This is a genomic window from Labrys sp. HAY1-8F (genome assembly GCF_056754975.1).
Window position 1 is genome coordinate 5,176,578 of sequence record NZ_JBPGWZ010000002.1, and the last position, 18,898, is coordinate 5,195,475.

The 18,898-nt window shown below is 62.8% G+C and carries 21 protein-coding genes; 12 read left to right on the plus strand and 9 right to left on the minus strand.

The window, feature by feature from the left end; all coding sequences use genetic code 11:
- Window positions 1-50 precede the first annotated feature (50 nt).
- Entirely contained in the window at window positions 51-878 is an 828-nt protein-coding gene (locus tag ACR9ZN_RS33015; protein ID WP_454813438.1) for a MurR/RpiR family transcriptional regulator, read from the minus strand.
- A gap of 180 nt (window positions 879-1,058) precedes the next feature.
- Window positions 1,059-1,211 carry a hypothetical protein gene (locus tag ACR9ZN_RS33020; RefSeq protein WP_434955816.1) on the minus strand — a complete coding sequence of 51 codons (153 nt, stop codon included), beginning with the start codon at window positions 1,209-1,211 and terminating at the stop codon, window positions 1,059-1,061.
- Between the two features lie 219 nt (window positions 1,212-1,430).
- On the opposite strand from ACR9ZN_RS33020, the gene ACR9ZN_RS33025 reads away from it, so the two are divergent.
- Complete coding sequence (locus tag ACR9ZN_RS33025) at window positions 1,431-2,573, plus strand: Gfo/Idh/MocA family protein (RefSeq protein WP_481274206.1); 1,143 nt, start codon at window positions 1,431-1,433, stop codon at window positions 2,571-2,573.
- 70 nt (window positions 2,574-2,643) lie between these two features.
- Here ACR9ZN_RS33025 and ACR9ZN_RS33030 read toward each other — a convergent pair whose 3' ends face one another.
- The 3 genes from ACR9ZN_RS33030 to ACR9ZN_RS33040 form a co-directional block, all read right to left on the minus strand.
- Window positions 2,644-3,117 carry a hypothetical protein gene (locus tag ACR9ZN_RS33030; RefSeq protein ID WP_441773830.1) on the minus strand — a complete coding sequence of 158 codons (474 nt, stop codon included), beginning with the start codon at window positions 3,115-3,117 and terminating at the stop codon, window positions 2,644-2,646.
- Between the two features lie 286 nt (window positions 3,118-3,403).
- On the minus strand, window positions 3,404-3,964 hold the full coding sequence (locus ACR9ZN_RS33035) for a GNAT family N-acetyltransferase (protein ID WP_481274207.1): 561 nt from the start codon (window positions 3,962-3,964) through the stop codon (window positions 3,404-3,406).
- 198 nt (window positions 3,965-4,162) lie between these two features.
- A complete protein-coding gene (locus tag ACR9ZN_RS33040) occupies window positions 4,163-4,534 on the minus strand; it encodes a hypothetical protein (RefSeq protein WP_481274208.1) in 372 nt (123 codons plus the stop codon).
- 269 nt (window positions 4,535-4,803) lie between these two features.
- Here ACR9ZN_RS33040 and ACR9ZN_RS33045 point away from each other — a divergent pair, with 269 nt between their 5' ends.
- Complete coding sequence (locus tag ACR9ZN_RS33045) at window positions 4,804-5,730, plus strand: PfkB family carbohydrate kinase (RefSeq protein ID WP_481274209.1); 927 nt, start codon at window positions 4,804-4,806, stop codon at window positions 5,728-5,730.
- 251 nt (window positions 5,731-5,981) lie between these two features.
- Here the strand turns inward: ACR9ZN_RS33045 and ACR9ZN_RS33050 are convergent, their stop codons facing one another.
- The 3 genes from ACR9ZN_RS33050 to ACR9ZN_RS33060 all read right to left on the minus strand — a co-directional run bounded on the left by ACR9ZN_RS33050 (window position 5,982) and on the right by ACR9ZN_RS33060 (window position 8,690).
- A complete protein-coding gene (locus tag ACR9ZN_RS33050; protein ID WP_434955822.1) occupies window positions 5,982-6,329 on the minus strand; it encodes a GCG_CRPN prefix-to-repeats domain-containing protein in 348 nt (115 codons plus the stop codon).
- A gap of 156 nt (window positions 6,330-6,485) precedes the next feature.
- Window positions 6,486-7,235 carry an arginyltransferase gene (locus tag ACR9ZN_RS33055; RefSeq protein WP_481274210.1) on the minus strand — a complete coding sequence of 250 codons (750 nt, stop codon included), beginning with the start codon at window positions 7,233-7,235 and terminating at the stop codon, window positions 6,486-6,488.
- Window positions 7,236-7,352: 117 nt separating this feature from the next.
- Window positions 7,353-8,690: a branched-chain amino acid ABC transporter permease gene (locus ACR9ZN_RS33060; RefSeq protein ID WP_454813442.1), complete on the minus strand. Its 1,338-nt coding sequence runs from the start codon at window positions 8,688-8,690 to the stop codon at window positions 7,353-7,355.
- Window positions 8,691-8,888: 198 nt separating this feature from the next.
- Between ACR9ZN_RS33060 and ACR9ZN_RS33065 the strand changes: the two genes are divergently transcribed.
- Window positions 8,889-9,170: an Rdx family protein gene (locus tag ACR9ZN_RS33065; RefSeq protein WP_434955825.1), complete on the plus strand. Its 282-nt coding sequence runs from the start codon at window positions 8,889-8,891 to the stop codon at window positions 9,168-9,170.
- An 18-nt stretch (window positions 9,171-9,188) separates the two neighbouring features.
- Here the strand turns inward: ACR9ZN_RS33065 and hemB are convergent, their stop codons facing one another.
- Window positions 9,189-10,226 (minus strand): porphobilinogen synthase, encoded by a 1,038-nt coding sequence (gene hemB, locus ACR9ZN_RS33070; protein ID WP_481274211.1) that lies wholly within the window; start codon window positions 10,224-10,226, stop codon window positions 9,189-9,191.
- 226 nt (window positions 10,227-10,452) lie between these two features.
- On the opposite strand from hemB, the gene ACR9ZN_RS33075 reads away from it, so the two are divergent.
- From ACR9ZN_RS33075 to thiL, 9 genes are all read left to right on the plus strand, one after another.
- On the plus strand, window positions 10,453-10,860 hold the full coding sequence (locus ACR9ZN_RS33075) for a DUF6163 family protein (protein ID WP_434955827.1): 408 nt from the start codon (window positions 10,453-10,455) through the stop codon (window positions 10,858-10,860).
- 291 nt (window positions 10,861-11,151) lie between these two features.
- Window positions 11,152-12,396: a L,D-transpeptidase family protein gene (locus ACR9ZN_RS33080; RefSeq protein WP_434955828.1), complete on the plus strand. Its 1,245-nt coding sequence runs from the start codon at window positions 11,152-11,154 to the stop codon at window positions 12,394-12,396.
- 176 nt (window positions 12,397-12,572) lie between these two features.
- The gene (glyA, locus tag ACR9ZN_RS33085) at window positions 12,573-13,868 is read left to right on the plus strand and encodes a serine hydroxymethyltransferase (RefSeq protein WP_454813444.1); all 1,296 of its coding nucleotides are present in this window, start codon (window positions 12,573-12,575) and stop codon (window positions 13,866-13,868) included.
- Window positions 13,869-13,991: 123 nt separating this feature from the next.
- On the plus strand, window positions 13,992-14,468 hold the full coding sequence (gene nrdR / locus ACR9ZN_RS33090) for a transcriptional regulator NrdR (RefSeq protein ID WP_434955830.1): 477 nt from the start codon (window positions 13,992-13,994) through the stop codon (window positions 14,466-14,468).
- A gap of 102 nt (window positions 14,469-14,570) precedes the next feature.
- Complete coding sequence (ribD, locus tag ACR9ZN_RS33095) at window positions 14,571-15,722, plus strand: bifunctional diaminohydroxyphosphoribosylaminopyrimidine deaminase/5-amino-6-(5-phosphoribosylamino)uracil reductase RibD (RefSeq protein ID WP_481274212.1); 1,152 nt, start codon at window positions 14,571-14,573, stop codon at window positions 15,720-15,722.
- A 9-nt stretch (window positions 15,723-15,731) separates the two neighbouring features.
- The gene (locus tag ACR9ZN_RS33100; RefSeq protein WP_481274213.1) at window positions 15,732-16,367 is read left to right on the plus strand and encodes a riboflavin synthase; all 636 of its coding nucleotides are present in this window, start codon (window positions 15,732-15,734) and stop codon (window positions 16,365-16,367) included.
- Window positions 16,368-16,621: 254 nt separating this feature from the next.
- Complete coding sequence (locus tag ACR9ZN_RS33105; RefSeq protein WP_434955833.1) at window positions 16,622-17,149, plus strand: 6,7-dimethyl-8-ribityllumazine synthase; 528 nt, start codon at window positions 16,622-16,624, stop codon at window positions 17,147-17,149.
- On the plus strand, window positions 17,146-17,607 hold the full coding sequence (nusB, locus tag ACR9ZN_RS33110) for a transcription antitermination factor NusB (RefSeq protein WP_441773837.1): 462 nt from the start codon (window positions 17,146-17,148) through the stop codon (window positions 17,605-17,607). The genes ACR9ZN_RS33105 and nusB overlap by 4 nt, the downstream gene beginning before the upstream one ends.
- A 254-nt stretch (window positions 17,608-17,861) precedes the next feature.
- Entirely contained in the window at window positions 17,862-18,848 is a 987-nt protein-coding gene (gene thiL / locus ACR9ZN_RS33115; RefSeq protein ID WP_454813446.1) for a thiamine-phosphate kinase, read from the plus strand.
- The last annotated feature ends 50 nt before the right edge of the window (window positions 18,849-18,898 follow it).

Here is an 18,898-nt window from a genome sequence, read left to right on the forward strand (position 1 = left end):
GGCATCGACACTCCAAGTGCTGGCCTCGGCCGCGCTCGCAGTTTGCCCCCTCAGTCGCGTCCCTTGTGTTCGGCCGTGCCGACGGCAAGCGTCATGGCCAGGGCGAATGTCGCCGCCAGCGAACGGAAGGCACCATGATCGGCCTCTTCCACATCCAGGCGAATGCGCGCGAGGCGTGCGAGAGGGCTCGCCGGGCTGTCGGTAATAGCCAGGATGGCATTGCCGCGCTGATGCGCGATGCCGGCCAGTTCGATGGTATCGGGCGAGTAGGGGTTGTAGGAAATCGCCAGCACCACGTCCCTGGGGCCGGCCAGCGAAATCTGTTCCTTGCCGAGCTGGCCGACATGGTCGACCAGCGCACAACGCTGGCCGAGATTGCCAAAGGCGTAGGCGAGATAGGCGGCGACCGAGAAAAGCCGGCGGGCCGCGACCAGATGGATGATGTCGGCACCGGCAAGCAATTCGATGGCTGCGTCGATCTTTTCGGGATCGGCGGACGCACGCAGGCGTTCGATCGAAAGCGTGGCGGCATCGGCAAAGCCGTTGAGCAGCGGTGCCGAAAGCGAGCCTTCGTTCGGCTCGGCCCGCAGCAAGGCCACTCTCTGTCGATAATCGGGAAAACGCTGCTTCAGGCGGGTGAGAAAGACCTGCTGCAGGTCGGAAAAACCGGAATAGCCCAGCGTCTTGGCAAAGCGAACCAGGGTGGAAGCCTGCACGCCGGCATTTTCGGCGATCGCGGCAGCCGTGCCGAGCGCAATCTCGTCGGGATGGTCGCTGGCAAAATGAGCCACTTGCCTCAGGCGTTTGGGCAATTGGTCGATCCGGTCTGCGAGGCGCGCGGAAAAGTCGGCAAAGTCGCGCGTCTCGTCCTCAGCCATGGTCCTATCCCGTTCCAGAAGCGGGGCAGTGTTCTCGCTGCCCTCCCTATCATTGACGCCGCTGGCGGTGATGCCACGCGACTGCGATGCCGGATCGTGCCGCAAAAGCGCGCCCCAGGGAAGGTTAGTGCAACTGGAAAGGCTGCGAAACCCGTTTCGCAATCGGGGGTGTGGATCAGCTCAGTGTCGGCGCGTGAGCGGATCGACACTGTCGGTTGTCGGTTTTTCCTCATCCCGGTCGCGTGGTGCATCGGAGGAGGGCGGCGGCAGATGCCGGGCCGGGTCGTCGGTGAAGCGGGCAATCAAGGCCGCGATGATGCCAGTAAACAGCATGGCAGTTGTCCCCTTGGCTGCGACGGCGAACGGCGCGAGCCAGTATGGATATCCTTTCTTCCTCCGAGAGGCCGCACGAGCGCTCCCGGCGAGTCGAATCGATCTATGCCGATTTTGATGCACTGCAACATACAGCAGATCTGTGCTGCGATGCACAATGAAATGGAATGACGGCCATACCATGGCGGTATGGCGGATGAACGCGAATGGAGGCAGGTGATGGACGCGTTGGCCAAATCGGACGACAGGGGGCTTGGAATCGGCCTGATCGGAACGGGCTATATGGGCAAATGTCACGCCCTAGCCTGGAATGCGGTGGCTTCGACCTTCGGCGACCTCGCCCGGCCCCGCTTGCTCGCGCTTGCCGAGGCTTCGGCCGATCTCGCCCAGGCCAAGGCGGAGGAACTCGGCTTTGCGGCCTCGACAGGCGATTGGCGTGAACTCCTGGCCGACCCGCAGATCGACGTGATCTCCATAACCACGCCGAACCGCTTCCATGCCGAGATGGCAATCGCTGCGCTGGAGGCGGGCAAGCATGTCTGGTGCGAAAAGCCGATGGCGACCGCTTTTGCCGACGCGCAGGCGATGCACGCCGCCTGGCGCCGCAGCGGCAAGGTCGCGGTGCTGGGCTATAATTATATACAGAACCCCGCCATGCGGCTGATCCGCAAGCTGATCGGCGAGGGCGCGATCGGCGTCGTCAACCACGTCCGCCTGGAGATGGACGAGGATTTCATGGCCGACCGGCAAACCCCCTTCGCGACCCGCAACGAGGCCAGCGCCGGGTATGGGGCTCTCGACGACTTTGCCGTGCATCCCCTCAGCCTGCTGCGTTTCGTCCTTGGCGGGGTCGCCGAAGTGTTCGGGGAGATGGCCAGGCCCTATGCGGACCGCCCGCATCCAGACGGTGGCAGGCGGGCCATCGAGAATTATGATATCGCCACGGCCCTGCTGCGTCTCGAGAGTGGCGCCTCGGGTGTGCTCACCGTCAACCGCGCGGCCTGGGGGCGCAAGGGGCGGATCCAGCTGCAGGTCTTCGGTGATGCCGGGGCCGTCGTGTTCGATCAGGAGCGTTTTAACGAGGTGCAACTCTTTCGCCGTGAGGGGGCCGAGGAAACCCAAGGGTTCCGGACCATCCTCAGTGCGCCCGTGCACAGACCCTATGATCGCTTCATTCCGGCGCCAGGCCATGGGCTCGGCTTCAATGATCTGAAAGTGATCGAGTGCCGTGAAGTGATTGCCCGCATCCAGGGCAAGGAGGCGTCGGTTTTCGATTTCGATGATGGCCTTGCCATTGAACGCACTGTCCATGCCATCGCGGAGAGCTTTACAAAGGGAAGCTGGGTCAAGGTCGGAGGTTGATTGTTTTGCCCTTATCGCAAAATAAAACGGCCGCGGAGGGTATCCGCGGCCGCATGAAAAAGGAAGGAGATCAGCCCTTCAGCTTCTTGTTGCATTCGCTGTAATAGCCGCCGCCCTTCTGAATCCATTTCAAGCCGCCATTGCCATTGCTGGTCTTGTTGGCGTTGTACTGGTCGAGGCAAGTGTGCATGCGCTGCTTGCCGGCAGATTCCTTGGCATATTTCGGATCGATAGCCGACGGAAACACCGCGTTGCCCGATGCTGCGGCGGTCGGAGCCGGCTTGGCGGCGGGAGCCGGTTTGGCAGCCGTTGTCGTGGCCGGGGCCGCAGGTGCTGCCGGCGCCGTGGCAGCCGGCGTCGCTTCCGTGCCGCATTGTGCCTTGCGGAAATCGTTCCAGCTCGCGCCATTGAGCGTGTTGCCAGTTTTGGCGGCCTGATATTTGTCGCTGCACTCCTTCATGGTGAGCGCCTGAGCCGGCGCAGCAAGAGCGACCGCGCTAGCGATCAGTAGTCCGGTACCAATGATGGCGGAACGAAGCATCATTCTAACTCCCTCATTTTCGGCGGATATTGCCCGCCGCCGACTCTGGATAAGCCTCAGCCGGAATGCCTATTTTTGTGATCAGGAATGCGGCGAAGGTACGGCACACCCTGGTGATAGACCGAGTCTGCCAAAGAAAAAAGCGGAACCTTCATCAGCTCGGATCAGTTTCCACTTCGGCGAAAGCTTGCCGACGCTCTGCGCCCGCAAGCTTTCCTGATCGAATCTCAGTCAAGGCCCTGCTGTCCCTAACGTCATCGAGCCGATCAAGCCATGATTCCACATTGCTTCATGGCGAGGGAGCGATGACTCTACGCCGGCGAAAGATCGCGACCGGAGAACCCAGATGAATGGACTGGCGCAGATAATCATAGCCGCATTTGAGGGCGACCCGCTGGGAGTGGATGTTGTCGGGGCTCGTCATGCAATTGGTATGCGGCAGGTCGATATGACCGTCGAACCAGTTCAGCGCGGCCTTGGCCGCCTCGGTGGCATAGCCCCTGCCATGGGCTGCTCCAATCAGGGAGTAGCCGAGTTCCGGCGTACCTGAAAATTCCGGTTCGATGTCGCGTTCGAAATTATGAATGCCGACTTCGCCGAGGAAACGGCCGTCGGCCTTATCGGTCACGATCCAGAAGCCGAACCCCATCCAGAGCCAATGGCCGGCATAGCGCAGCATCCGAGTCCAGACTTCCTCGCGCGGATAGGGGGACTTACGCACATAGCGAAGCACCGCGGGCTCTGCCCACATAGCCGTGACGCTCTCCAGATCGCCGGGTCGGTGCGCCCGAAGAATCAGGCGCGACGTTTCGATGGTGGGAGCGACGGTGAACGCCGACAGAAGGGGCATAGGTGAACTTTCCTCGATCTCATCCGTGCGATCGGTCGTATTGATAGGTGCAAAATGGGTGTTGGTTCCCTTCGACAATTCGGAGGGCGGTTGGTTAGTCAGGTAGGCGATAGTCCTAGCTCCTGGGTTTGGGCTGTTGCGAAAAGGCCCACATGATAGCCATGCGCTCGCATCGCTATTGGGCCGGTCTGGCGCATGTTATGTTGCACCGCAACAAACGGTGAATTCGAGAAAATGACGATGATTGCTGCCAGCGTCCTTGCCGATCTGCGCATCCGCTGTCAGGCGTACCGGGCCTATCAAAAGCGCCTGGAGGCCTGTCGGATGCGGACCCGAAAGGATCTTGCCGAAATCGGTTTCAGTCGCAGCGACATTGCGGATCTGGCCGGTCGCGGTTGATCTTACCCGGCGATTGAATGCCCCATTCGAGCCATCCGACCGCCCCACAAGCCCGGCCGCGTTTGCATGGACCGGGCTTTTCATTGCCTCTTGAGGAGCGCAAGCGACCAAGTCCGCCGGTAATTTATTACAGCATTGCGAGGCGAGCGCTTTTGTCCATAGCTGCAACATGCGCTCTTCCCCGATCCCCGAACGTTGGTCTGACAACACCAGCACGAGCGTGACGCGAGTGTTATATCGGTAGGGAAACTGACGTATGGTAAGGCTTGCCAACCCGATCCGGTCATGGTTGGCGCTGCCCGCAAGGTCCTTCGGGAGAGCCGATCACAATATTGTTTTGTCTGACAAACTGGCCTTATATCACCGCGAGGAAACATCCTGAAAGGACCCGTGGGCGGAACGCCCCGGGCGGCGAAGACAAGGCTATCATGCAAGAGCCGATGAGAACGAGGGGCCCTGTCATCTGTGTCGGCACCACAACGGTGGATCAGGTGCTGGAGATCGACGAAATGCCACGGCAGGCGATCAAGGTCACGGCCCGGCACCATTTCAAGCGGGGCGGTGGGCCGGCAGCGACGGCGGCTGTGGCTTGTGCCCGTCTCCTGCAGCCGGTTGAATTGTGGAGCCGCCTGGGCAGCGATGCCGAGGCGTCCTTCCTATGCGAGCGCCTGCGCCATCACGGTGTTGGGATCGATGGCGTGAAATGCAGTGGGGAGATGGATACGATCACCGCCGTAGTGATCGTCGATCGCCAGGGCGAACGTTTCATCGTTGGGCATGATCATACCGATCTGCCGGCCTCGCCGGCCCATCTGCCGTTGCAGGAGATCGCCAAAGCCGGCGCGGTGCTGGCCGACATCAATTGGCACGAAGCCTCTCTTGCCGTGCTGAATGCGGCCGCCTCGGCCGAAGTCCCGTCGGTGCTCGACGCGGAGGTCACCGATCCGGCGGTGCTGTTCGAACTGGCGCGACGGGCAAGCCTCCCGGTGTTCTCCGAGGATGGATTTGCGCTTGCCAGCGCCGGAGCGCAGCCGGATACGGATGGCTGTGAAGCGCTGTCGCGGCGCCTCGGCGGCATGTTCGGCCTTACATTGGGTGCACGAGGCTCACTGTGGTGGGTCGATGGCGCTTTGACCCTCGTGCCCGCCTTGCCGGTGAGCGTGCTGGATACTACCGGTGCGGGAGACGTGTTTCACGGCGCCCTGGCGGCCGGGCTGGCGGAAGGGCGGTCGGTGATCGACGCCGCCCGCTTTGCCAGCGCTGCCGCGAGCCTCAAATGCGAACTCGGCAATGGCTGGGACGGCATGCCCGAAAGGCGAGCCGTCGAGGAAGCGGCGGCCCGGCTGGACCCGCTTCGCGTCTCCTGAGGCGCGGCGCCCCTGCCAAAAAGCCTATCATCGTACTCTCCGGCGCGACGCAGTTTTGCATGTGACGCGGGAACGATTGAAATGCAAAACGGCGCCGTCAGGCGCCTGCATGTGTCTTGCTTTCGCAAGGCGAGCGCTTGCCTGGGGCACCGTTTTTACGCGTGAGCCGGTTACGCAGGACACCGGTGGCTCAACCGGATGAGGAGGGCGGGTTCGATCCAGCCGCCCGCCTCATGGCTTGCTTTGTCGGATCAGTAGTCGCGCCACTGACCGCGGCCATAATAGGGGCGTTCCCAGCCGCCACGGCGGCCGCGACCCCAGTCGTCACCCCACCCTCTGCGGGGGCCGTGACCCCAGCCGTAGCCACCGCCGTAGCCATAGCCACCGCCATAGCCGTAATAGGGGCGGCGAACCGGGACGCAGCGGCCCCAGCGATTGGGCTGCCAGCCAGGGCCACAGCCCCAGCGGACATCCTGGACCAGCGGCGAGGCGCCCGGCGTCGTGGGAGCAACGTTCATGGCGGAGGACGAGCCGACACTGGCCATCAGGCCCGTCAGCGCGAAGGAGGCCGCAATCATGGTCTTGCCGAGAAGATTCATCGGTTACCTCATTGAGGGATCCCGAGTTCTTGGGAACTCGAGGAGCAATGAAGACACGATGCCATTTCCTGCCTGAACGCGGCGCGAACGCCCTGGTCATCTGGCGTTCAGAAACATGATGGCGTGATGACGGGCTGTGCCCGGCCGATCCGGCGCCTATTTCTCGACGCGATCCCAACCATTGGGACCGAGCCGCTCCTGGGGCAGGAAGCGGCCCTTATAGGCCATTTTGCGTGATCCCTCGACCCAATAGCCCAGATAGAGATAGGGCAGTCCCATCGCCTGTGTGCGGGCGATATGGTCCAGTATCATGAAAGTGCCGACGCTGCGCCCCGCCATGGCGGGTTCGTAGAACGAGTAGACCATGGACAGGCCGTCGGCGAGCACATCGGTGAGGGAAACCCCGATCAGCGGACCCTCGCCCTGACGGTTCAACGGCAGGCCGGCGCCGGACAGCCGGTACTCCACCAATTGCGTGTTCACATGGGTATCCTCGACCATCATGGCATAGTCGAGCACCGTCATGTCAGCCATGCCGCCATCGGCGTGACGCTGGTCGAGATAGGCCCTGAAGGTGGAATATTGTTCCGATGTCGGCGTGGCGTTGCGCATGTGCGAGGTGACGTCGCGATTGTCGGCCTGCACGCGGCGGAAAGATTTCGTCCTGACGAAATCGGCAACCGGTACGCGCACCGAAACACAAGCCTTGCAATTCTCGCAGGCCGGCCGATAGGCGATGGTTTGCGAACGGCGGAAACCGCCATGGCTGAGCACGTCATTGAGGCGCGCGGCCCGTTCACCGATCAAGTGGGTGAACACTTTGCGCTCCTGTTTGCCCCTCAGATAGGGGCAGGGCGATGGTGCGGTCAGATAGAATTGCGGTGAGTCGCGTATTTCAATGCTCAACGCCATTCTCCATGCATGAAGGCGAAAGTTACCACCGGGCGCTGCGTCTCGCCAGAGTCCCCCTGCCTGGCGACATCAAATTATCGCGCTGAAGGCCGTTTTTGAAGCCGCCGCCTCTTATACCTGCCGGGGCGTGGTGTCAGCAAAGCCGAACAGCCCGCCCGGGCGGAAGATCAGCATGAGAACGAGAAAGATCATCACGGCCACGTCGCGGTGCTCAATCGGAAAATAGGCCTGCCAGATGACCTCGAACAGGCCGAGCACGAGGCCACCGAGCAAGGCTCCTTCGATGGAGCCGATACCCCCGATGACGGCTGCGACCAGGCCTTTCAGGCCGATCATGGCCCCGCCATAAGCGTCGGCCCCGCCATAATAGACGGTCATGATGAAACCGGCGAAGCCGGCCAGCGCCGAAGCGAGGCCGAAGGTCAGTGTCAGCATGCCTCGGCTCGAAATCCCGACGAGGTTGGCCATGAGCGCATCGTCCGATATGGCCCGCCAGCGCCGGCCGAGTTCGCTGCGGCGCATCAGCATGACGACGGCGATGGCGACGATGGCGGCCGCTGCGCCGATCGACATCTGCATAACCGTGATGTGGGCGACGAAATTGCCCGACCGCACCACGGGCAGATAGGGGCTGGTGATCGGCGGCGCCCAGCGATCGTTGGGCCCCTGGGCGACACGCATCGCCTCGCGCATCACCGAGGCCACTGCCACCGTAGCGATCAGGATGGTCTGGCCGCGCCGGAAGGCGAGGGGAGCGAAGACCAGTTTCTCGACCATGTGGCCGGCCAGAACCACCAGCCCGACGGCGGCTGCGAACACGATGATGAGGTCCAAGGCCGGCGAGCGGGAGCCCAGCGCCAGCATGATCAGCATGATCGAGACGCTCATCACGCCGCCGAGCGTGGCAAAATCGCCGAAGGCCAGGTTGATGCGCTGGACCAGGCCGAACACGAGGGCATAGGCGACGGCGATCAGCATGGTCATCGCCGTGGTCGGCACGCCATTGCCAAGACTCTGCACCAGAAAGGCGACACTGCGGGGAACCTCGGGGACGTCGGCTATGGTTTCGCCGGCGCCGGGATCGGCGAGGACAGCCTCGGGCCGCTCGAGCCAATAGCGTTTGAGGAGGTGGAGCTTCCAGGGAGGAAAGGACCTGCCATCCGCAGCCAGGGCACTCAGCTCGATGAACCGATTATCCTGCGAGCTCAACCCGAAGGCGCAAAGCACGGTATGATCGGTGGTGCGCCCGTCCTGCAAAGCCCGATAGTCGATGCGCATCTTGAACGGTGCGGAAGCCGGGGCGATGGCAGTGACCGTGAGCTCATCGGGCTCGAGCGTCACGGCAGGCAATGTCTGCCGGCAGATGCGAACTTCCTGCGGGTCGAGGCTGTCACTGCAGGAAGCCAGGCATAAAGTGACGAGAACCAGGGCGATGACACGATGGATCAATGGTGCCGCCTGAATCTTCGCGCCAGATCGGTTGACCCGAGTTTTGATATCGGCGCTGTCTATCGGTGAGATTACAGACTCGCCGCGATTCGGACAGCAAGCCTCGCCGCTCCGGATGGCAGCTCACTTAACCGCGAGCTTTTCCTGGCGCGGCTACGGGGATATCGTACAACTCCCGTTCTTGGTTCGAGACTCGTGATGCGTGACGGCAAGCCCAGTGTGACCATCGTTTATTGTCGGCAATGCCAATGGCTGCTCAGGGCGGCATGGATGGCCCAGGAACTGCTCTCGACCTTTTCCGAGGATCTGGGCGAGGTCACGCTGGTACCGGCCACCGGCGGCGCCTTTCGCATCGAGTATGACGGCCAGGAGATCTGGGAACGCAAGCGCGATGGCGGCTTTCCCGATGTGAAGGCGCTCAAGCAGCTGGTGCGCGACCGGCTCGATCCCGACCGCGACCTCGGCCATATCGACCGGTAGGGCCGCAAGCGCGGCCTGCTATTTGCCGCGCAGATATTCGGCGGCGCGCGGTGCGAAATAGGTGAGGATGCCGTCGGCGCCGGCGCGCTTGAAGGCGGTGAGGCTCTCGATCATCGCCTTTTCGCCGTCGATCCAGCCGTTCTGGGCGGCCGCCATGATCATCGCATATTCGCCCGAGACCTGATAGGCGAAGGTCGGACGGCCGAAGCTCTGCTTGAGGCGGGCGACGATGTCGAGATAGGGCAGGCCCGGCTTGACCATGATCATGTCGGCGCCTTCTGCGATGTCGAGTTCGGCCTCGCGCAGGGCTTCGTCGGTATTGGCGTAGTCCATCTGATAGGTGCGCTTGTCGCCCTTGAGCGCACCGGATGAGCCCACCGCCTCGCGGAAGGGGCCGTAGAAAGCCGACGCATATTTGGCCGAATAGGCCATGATCTGCACGTCGAGGAAACCGGCAGCATCGAGCGCAGCACGGATGGCGCCGACGCGGCCGTCCATCATGTCGGACGGCGCGATGATGTCGGAACCGGATTCGGCCTGGACCAGGGCCTGGCGCACCAGCAAAGCGACGGTCTCGTCATTGAGGATGCGTCCGGCTTCCAGCAGCCCGTCATGGCCGTGCGAGGTGTAGGGATCGAGTGCGACGTCGGTCAGCAAGCCGATTCCCGGTATCCTGGCCTTGATGGCGCGGCAGGCCCGGCAGGTCAGATTCTGCGCGTTCAGCGCCTCGCTCCCGGTGGAATCGCGCAGGGAGGGATCGGTGTAGGGGAAGATCGCCACCACGGGAATGTCGAGGGCGGCGGCCCGCTGCGCCTCCTCGACGGCAATGTCGATGCTGACCCGGTCGACGCCCGGCATCGCTGCCACAGGAGTTCTGAGATTCTCGCCTTCCTGCACGAAGATCGGCCAGATCAGATCATTGGTGGTGAGCACATTCTCCTTCACCAGCCGGCGGGCCCATTCGCTCTTGCGGTTGCGGCGCGGGCGTTCGACCAGGTCGAGACGGTCCGAGGCGGAGGCGAGGGCTGATATGAGAGGGGTGACGGAGGAGGGCATCGCAGTCTCTTCGAATTGAACTTTGCACGGGTTTTATCACATCCAGGCAGGCGCAGGCATGTCCTCATGTCACACCCCCGCAGCTCGGAACGCACAGGTCAGGATTGCTGCTCCAGCCCGCCGGAAGGACGCTATTGGCTTGCAGCCGATTTGCCCTCGGCGGCGCACGCCGTTAGAACGGCCTCCAGCAATGACGACGCGCCCAAGACAAGAGTGATCCAAGGACATGAGCGATATCGAGTTTGACCGCGACGGCCCGCCCTATGGCGCCTATCTGTTGTGGTTCATGCGCGCCGTCGCCGTGCTGTGGATGGCCAAGGGTATCATCCATTGGTGCCTGATCCTCGGGATCGGCCAGGCCGATCCGGATCGTTTCCTCGGCATGCCTGTTCTCACCCAGAGCGCCGTGATCGTGTTTGCCGTGTTCGACCTGGTCGCGGCGGTCGGCCTGTGGATGGCTGCGACCTGGGGCGGGGTCATCTGGTTGATCGCTTCCGGCAGCTATTTCATCATCTCGTTGTTCCGGCCCGAAATTTTCGGACGGCAATATGCGATGATGACGACGATCGGCGTCTTGATCGTGCTCTATATCGGTCTTGCCTTTCTCGCCTCGCGCGAGCGGCGCCATCCGTGAGTGGCGATGAGCAGGCTGTTGCAACTATGTCACGCGGGCTTAATTCGCGCTCACATGGCGGTGATCGTGACAGGGCTTGCCACATTTGTCCCGGTTTTGCCGCTTTCTGGCGGTAGGGCTTCTCGCGAGTTTCCTATATCGGGATTGTGAATGGGGGATGTCGGGGCCTGATTTTGGTCTCGGTTCGTTTACCTCTCCCGTGTAAAGAGCTTCGTTAATTCATGGCCGCAGGAAATTACCGGTACGGTAGGTGTGTGATGCAAGCGGGCTTTGCTGCAGGATTGGAACAAGATGTCTGACTATTCTCGTCGTGGTTTTCTCTCCACTCTGGCCTTGGGCGCCGCTGCGACCGCATTGGCGCGTCCGGCTGCCGCGCAAGACTACGGCCTAGGCCAGATGGAGATGAAGGAACGCTACGATTCAGTAGCCAGCCCCATCGGGCAGGCCAGCAGTTCCTCGCCCACCTTCTCGGCCTATACCTTGCAGGCCACGCAGAACGCCCTGCAGAAATATAGCGAGATCGCTGCCCAGGGCGGTTGGCCGCAAGTGACCGGCAAGGGCCGCCTCCAGCTCGGCTCGCGCAGCCCCGACGTCGTCTCGCTGCGCCAGCGCCTGATCGCCTCGGGCGATCTGGCGCCCTCCCTCGGCGGCTCGCCCGTCTTCGATTCCTATCTCGACGGCGCGGCGAAGCGCTTCCAATCGCGCCACGGCATCCTGTCCAGCGGCGTCATCGGCGACACCTCGCGCGCCGCTCTCGCCATTCCGATCGATGTGCGCATCAAGCAGCTTCAGATGAACATCGTGCGCCTGCGCTCGATGGGCAATCTGGGCAACCGCTACATCATGATGAATATTCCGGCGACCGAGCTGGAAGCGGTCAACAATGGCGCGGTCGAGCAGCGTCACTCCACGGTGATCGGCAAGCCCGATCGGCCTTCACCGATCTTGTCGACCGTGGTGCAGAACATCAATTTCAACCCGTATTGGACGGTGCCGCTCTCCATCATCAAGAAGGACCTGATCCCTCTGATGCAGAAGGAGCCGAGCTATCTGGCTGATCACCACATCCGCATCTTTACGCCGCAGGGCCAGGAGATCACGCCCGAACAGATCAACTGGAACACGGACGAAGCCACGCGCATGCGCTTCAGGCAAGATCCGGGCTTCGGCAATTCGCTCGGGCAGGTGCGCATCAATATTGCCAACCAGTATGGCGTCTACATGCACGACACGCCCTACAAGTCGGTGTTCGGTTCCGATTACCGCTTCGATTCTTCGGGCTGTGCTCGCGTGCAGGACGTCCGCGAACTGGTGGCCTGGATCTTGTCGGGCACGGAATATACCCGCGACCGCATCGACGAGGTGATCCGTTCGGGCGCGCAGACGACCGTGAACCCGACCGCCAAGGTGCCGGTTTTCTGGGCCTACATTACCGCCTGGGCGACGCCGGAAGGCTTGGTCGAGTTCCGCGATGACATCTACAACAAGGACGGCTTCGCCTCGCTTTCCGTGGTCACTAAGGAAGAGCAGGGCTGATCGGGGAACGCACTTTCAACCTCTCTGAGATTTGCAACGCCGCAGCCTGTCTGCGGCGTTGTTGCGTTTCAGACCCACCTCTCCAGCTCTGACGCAACTTTGGTCGCTTGCAGACATGACTTTGCGACGTAACTCCGTTATGTCGTCTGCCTCTTCTCCAACGAGGCCCGCCAACGATGAATGACGCCCGCTCCGCTTCTCTGTCGAACAGCTTCTTCGCCGCCGATCTCAAGTCTGCCGATCCGGAGCTGGCGCGGACCATCGATCTCGAATTGGGCCGCCTGCGCGACCATATCGAGCTGATCGCCTCCGAGAACATCGTCTCGAAGGCGGTCCTGGAAGCCCAGGGCTCGATCATGACCAACAAATATGCGGAGGGTTATCCAGGCCGCCGCTATTATGGCGGTTGCGAATTCGTCGACATGGCCGAGAATCTGGCGATCGAGCGCGTCAAGAAACTATTCGGCTGCGCCTATGCCAACGTCCAGCCCAATTCCGGCAGCCAGGCCAATCAGGGCGTGTTCCTGGCGCTGATGAAGCCGGGCGACACCTTCATGGGCCTGAACCTCAATGCCGGCGGCCATCTCACCCATGGCTCGGCCGTCAATATGTCCGGCCGCTGGTTCAATGTGGTGCCCTACAATGTGCGTCCCGAGGACCAGCGCGTCGATATGGACGAGGTCGAGCGCCTCGCCCATGAGCACAAGCCCAAACTGATCATCGCCGGCGGTTCGGGCTATGCCCGCCATTGGGACTTCGCCCGCTTCCGTCAGATCGCCGATGCGGTGGGCGCCTATTTCTTTGTGGACATGGCCCATTTCGCCGGCCTGGTCGCCGGCGATGCGCATCCTTCCCCATTCCCGCACGCGCATGTGGCGACCTCGACCACCCACAAGACCCTGCGCGGGCCGCGTGGCGGCATCATCCTCACCAATGACGAGGAGATCGCCAAGAAGGTAAACTCGGCGGTGTTCCCCGGCCTGCAGGGCGGGCCGCTGATGCATGTCATCGCCGCCAAGGCCGTCGCCTTCGGCGAGGCGCTGCGCCCCGAGTTCAAGGCTTATGCAAAACAGGTAGTGGAGAATGCCGCTGCGTTGGCCGCCAATCTCAAGGGCAACGGCTTCGACATCGTCTCGGGCGGCACCGACAACCATCTGATGCTGGTCGACCTCAGGCCCAAGAACCTGACCGGCAATTTTGCCGAGAAGGCGATGGAGCGGGCCCACATCACCTGCAACAAGAACGGCATCCCCTATGACCCGCAGAAGCCGATGGTGACCTCGGGCATCCGCCTGGGCACCCCCGCCGCTACCTCGCGCGGCTTTGGTGTCAAGGAATTCCAGGAAGTCGGTGATCTCATCACCGAGGCGCTGGAAGGCTTGGCCAAGAACGGAGCCGACAACAATGGCGCGGTGGAAGAAGCTGTGCGCATCAAGGTCAACAAGCTGACGGGCCGTTTCCCGATCTACTGATCGCTGCCGGGAGCGCGGACATCTTGTCCGCTTCCTGGAAACATATCGTGTGCGGTATAGGAAGTGCGGACATCGCGACATGCGAGCATGTTGTCGAGATGTCCGCGCTCCCGGGAATAATTCATGAAATGCCCTTATTGCGGCGCGCCCGACACGCAGGTGAAGGACAGTCGCCCCACCGATGACGGAACCTCGATCCGCCGCCGCCGCGTCTGTTCCGATTGCGGCGGGCGGTTTACCACCTTCGAACGTGTGCAACTGCGTGAACTGACGGTGGTGAAGCGTTCGGGCCGCAAGGTCACCTTCGACCGCGACAAGCTTTCGCGCTCGATCAGCACGGCCTTGCGCAAGCGGCCTGTTGACGAAGAACGCGTCGAACGGCTGGTCAATGGCCTGGTGCGCCAGATCGAGAGTCTCGGCGAGAGCGAGATCACATCCGAACAGATCGGCCGCATCGTGATGAAGGGGCTCAAGGCCCTCGACGACGTTGCCTATGTGCGTTTTGCCTCCGTCTATCGCAATTTCAGCGAGGCCAAGGATTTCACCGCCGTCCTGGATGAATTGAGCATCGAGGATGAGACGCGGGCAGACGAAGCGTGAGTTCGACCGGCAGGTGACGGCATGGCCGTGCTTTGCTTGCATGACGCGTGCGGCAAGCCTATCTGCTGTTTCGAACATTCAATGCCGGTTTGATGACGTCCCTTGACTATTGCCCTGCCCAATCCCGCCATCGACTCCTTGCGGCGTGACGAGCGCTTCATGCGGGCGGCGCTGGCGCTGGGGCGGCGGGGGCTCGGCAATACCTGGCCCAACCCAGCCGTCGGCTGCGTGATCGTCAGGCGGGTCGGTGACGCCGATGTCATCGTCGGCCGGGGCTGGACTCAGCCGGGCGGACGGCCGCATGCGGAGACCCAGGCGCTGGCCGAGGCGGGGCCTTTGGCCAAGGGGGCCACGGCCTATGTCACCCTCGAGCCCTGTTCGCATTACGGACGCACCGGCCCCTGCGCCGATGCCTTGGCGCGAGGCGGTATTGTGCGTGTCGTCGGCGCTTTGCGCGATCCGGACCCGCGCGTGGGAGGGCGCGGCTTCGACATGCTCCGGCGCTATGGGCTCGAAGTCCGCGAGGGGGTGCTGGCCGAGGAAGCCTTCCAGGCCCATGTCGGGCACATCACGCGCGTGACCTTCGGCCGGCCCGGGGTCACCGTGAAGATCGCCGTCTCCGCCGATGGCAAGCTGGCCGGTCCCGGTGGACGGCCGGTGCGCATCACCGGTGAGGAGGCGAGTGCCCATGTCCACATGATGCGGGCCCAGAGCGATGCCATAGCCGTCGGCATCGGCACCGTGCTGGCCGATGATCCGATGCTGACTGTGAGATTGCCCGGCATGGCCGCCCAGTCGCCGGTAAGGATCGTCTTCGATTCAAAGCTCCGGCTCCCGCTCGCCTCGCGACTGGTGCAGACGGTGCGCGAGGTACCCGTATGGGTGCTGGCCCGTGCCGATGCACCGGTTGCACCGGAACGGACCCTGGTCGAGACGGGCGTTGAGGTGATGCGGATCGGCTGCTCGGCCTTGCCGCCCGGCGAGGGCGCATCCCTCGATCTCGGCGAGGCCTTGCGCTTGCTCGGCACACGCGGCGTCACGCGCCTCCTGGTGGAGGCCGGGCCCCGGCTGGCGGCCGGACTGGTCGAGGCCGATCTCGTCGAGGAATTCGTGCAGTTCACCTCGCCCGAACCGATCGGCGAGGGGGTAGTAGCTCTGGCACCACAGCTTCAGGCGAAAATCGACGGGCAATTGCCCAATCTCGCCGCACGCATGGTCGGACATGATACGATGACCATTCAACGCAGGAACTGAAGGTCCACCATGTTCACCGGCATCATCACCGACATAGGCGAGATCGTCGCGCTGGAGGATCACGGTTCCGCCAAGCGCATCACGTTCGCCTGCTCCTATCCTTCCGACACCATGACGGTAGGGGCCTCCATGGCGGTGGCCGGCATCTGTTTCACTTTGACCAGCCTGGCGCTGCGGCCGGGCGGCGATACGCTCTTCACCGTCGATGCTTCTTCCGAAACGATCGGGCGCACCACGCTGGCCTCCTGGCGCGTGGGCCACAAGCTCAATCTCGAGCGGGCGCTCCGGATCGGGGACGAACTTGGCGGGCATATCGTTTCCGGGCATGTGGACGGGGTCGCCACCGTGCTGGATCGCAAGGACCAGGACGGCACCTCGCAATTCACTTTCCGCGCCCCTGGCGATCTGGCGCGCTTCATCGCCCAGAAGGGATCGCTGGCGCTCGACGGTACCTCCTTGACCGTCAACAGGGTAGACGGGCAGGATTTCGGCGTGATGATGATCCCCCATACGCTGTGCGTTACCACCTGGGGGCAGGTGCGGCCGGGGGACGAGATCAATATCGAGATCGATACCATGGCGCGCTATGCCGCGCGGCTGGCGGATGTCGGCACGGAGCGCTGGAGCGATCGCGCGGAAGGCTGAGACAGGCTCCGCGCCGCCATGCTTTGCGGTCACATCGCTCCTGCTCAAAACCGGCTTCCCCTTTTCGGCATGATGCTCTAGAGCAAAGCGCGTTCATGACTGAACGCTTGTTTACTCTAGTTTTTCGTTCCGACACGCCTTTGCGATTCGAGACGCTTCCGTCTCATCGCAAAACGCTCTAGGAACGCCGTCAATCCAGTTGTTTTCGGGCAGTCTTCCCTAGGCCTGCCTTTTCCTCCGAGACGAGATTTCCCATGGCCGGTCCCAGGCGTGTATCCAGTTCTTCCGCTCCTTCCTTCGAGAACACCGACTCCGGCCTTGGTGGCCCGCTGCCACCGCATATCCTGATCGTCGAGGCCCGGTACTACGAAGAAATCGCCGACGGCCTGCTCACCGGCGCAACCGGCGCCATCAAGGCGGCCGGCGGCAGCTTCGACGTGCTCACCGTGCCGGGCGCCCTGGAAATTCCCTCAGCCATCGTGATGGCCCTCGATGCCGCCGTGCAGCGCGGCCGGGCCTATGACGGCGCGGTGGCCCTCGGCTGCGTGGTGCGCGGCGAGACCACCCATTATGACATCGTAGCCGGCGAAAGCTCGCGCGCCTTGATGGACATCTCGGTGCAACGGGCCCTGCCGCTCGGAAACGGCATCCTCACTGTCGAGAATGATGAGCAGGCCCGGGTCCGCGCCAGTATTGCTGAAATGAACAAGGGCGGCGGCGCGGCCGATGCGGCCTTGCACATGGTTGCCCTGAAACGCCGCCTGCATGGGGTGGAGGCATGAGCCGGGCCCAGAAACGCTCCGCTGCGCGCCTTGCCAGCGTGCAGGCGCTCTACCAGATGGACATCCGCGGCAGTAGTGTCGTCGAGGTGCTGGCAGAGTTCGAAAACCATTGGATCGGCCAGGAAATCGACGGCGTTGAATATTCGCCTGCCGAGGAGAGCTTCTTTCGCGACATCGTCGGCGGTGTCGTACGTGAACAGCGCGATATCGATCCCAAGGTCGACCAGGCCCTCGCCGATGGCTGGCCGCTCAAGCGGGTGGATGCCATTCTGCGCGCCATCCTGCGCGCCGGCGTCTATGAACTGCTGCACCGCAAGGACATTCCGCCGAAGGTGACGATCTCCGAATATGTCAGTGTCGCGCATGCCTTCCTCGACCGCGAGGAGGCCGGCATGGTCAATGCCGTGCTCGACAAGATCGCCAGGGCCGAACGCAACGACCATCTCCAGGCTTCCTGATCCAGAGCAAAACGCGTTCATGACTGGACGCTTATTTGCTCTAATGCCAGGTTTCCAAGCCAATCCAACGGATTGGCTGAAATGTCTTTGCGATTCTAGCGGACTCCGTCAAATCGCAAAACGCGAAGCAGAGTTTCCCGGCGGGGCCCATGGACGGGCCTCGCCGGGAAACTCTGCAAATGTTTGATATCTTGCGGATTCCTCTTGATCGAGCCACGGGCACGATCAAGAGGAATCCGCTTGGGGGTGCTCGCATGACGCGGCTCACCGAAGACCAGTTGATCAGCCGTTTCTTCGCCCCGCTCGCGACCCATCCCGGCGCACGCGGACTGACCGATGACGCGGCGACGCTGAGCGTACCGGCGGGGGCGCATCTGGTTGTCACCACCGATGCGCTGGTCGCCGACATTCATTTTCTTGCCGATGACGATCCCGATCTCATCGCGCGCAAGGCCTTGCGCGTGAATCTCTCCGACCTGGCCGCCAAGGGAGCGCAGCCCTATGCCTATACGCTCTGCCTGGCTTTGCCGCCCGGCTGGCGCGAGGACTGGCTGGTTCGTTTCGCGGAGGGACTGGCGGTGGATGGCCTGGAATTCTCCTTCGCTCTGCTGGGAGGCGACACGGTCAAGACCACGGGGCCGTTGACGATCGCCGTCAACGCCTTCGGCCTGGTGCCCTCCGATCACATTCCTCGGCGGGACGGTGCGCGGCCGGGCGACACCCTGTATGTCAGCGGCTCCATCGGCGACGGGGCTCTGGGCCTGTTGGCGCGCCGCAGAGCCCAAGCCTTGGCGGGGTTGTCGGAGCTGGAGCGCGATTATTTGGCCCGGCGCTACCTCCTGCCACAGCCGCGCACGGCTTTGGCGCCGGCGGTGCTCTCTCATGCATCGGCCTCGATGGATATTTCGGATGGCCTCGTCGGCGATCTCGCCAAGTTGCTGCGGGCTTCCGGAGCGTCAGCCGATCTCGAACTCGGTGCCGTGCCGCTTTCACCGGCCGCCCAGGCGGCATGCAAGCTCGACTCGGGCCTGCTGGAAACGGCCCTCACCGGGGGCGACGATTACGAGATCCTCTGTGCAGTGCCTTTCGAACAGCGCGTCGCCTTCGAGGAGGCAGCACAGGAGTCCGGCGTGCCGGTCACGCCGATCGGTACGGTGACATCAGGCCACCGCGCCCCGAGATGGCTCGACGACGAGGGTGAGGAACTTCACTTTGCCCGGGGCAGCTTCAGCCACTTCTGAAGCCGCCGGAGAGATAAGTTAGGCCGGGCTCCCTCTCGCGATTCGAGAGA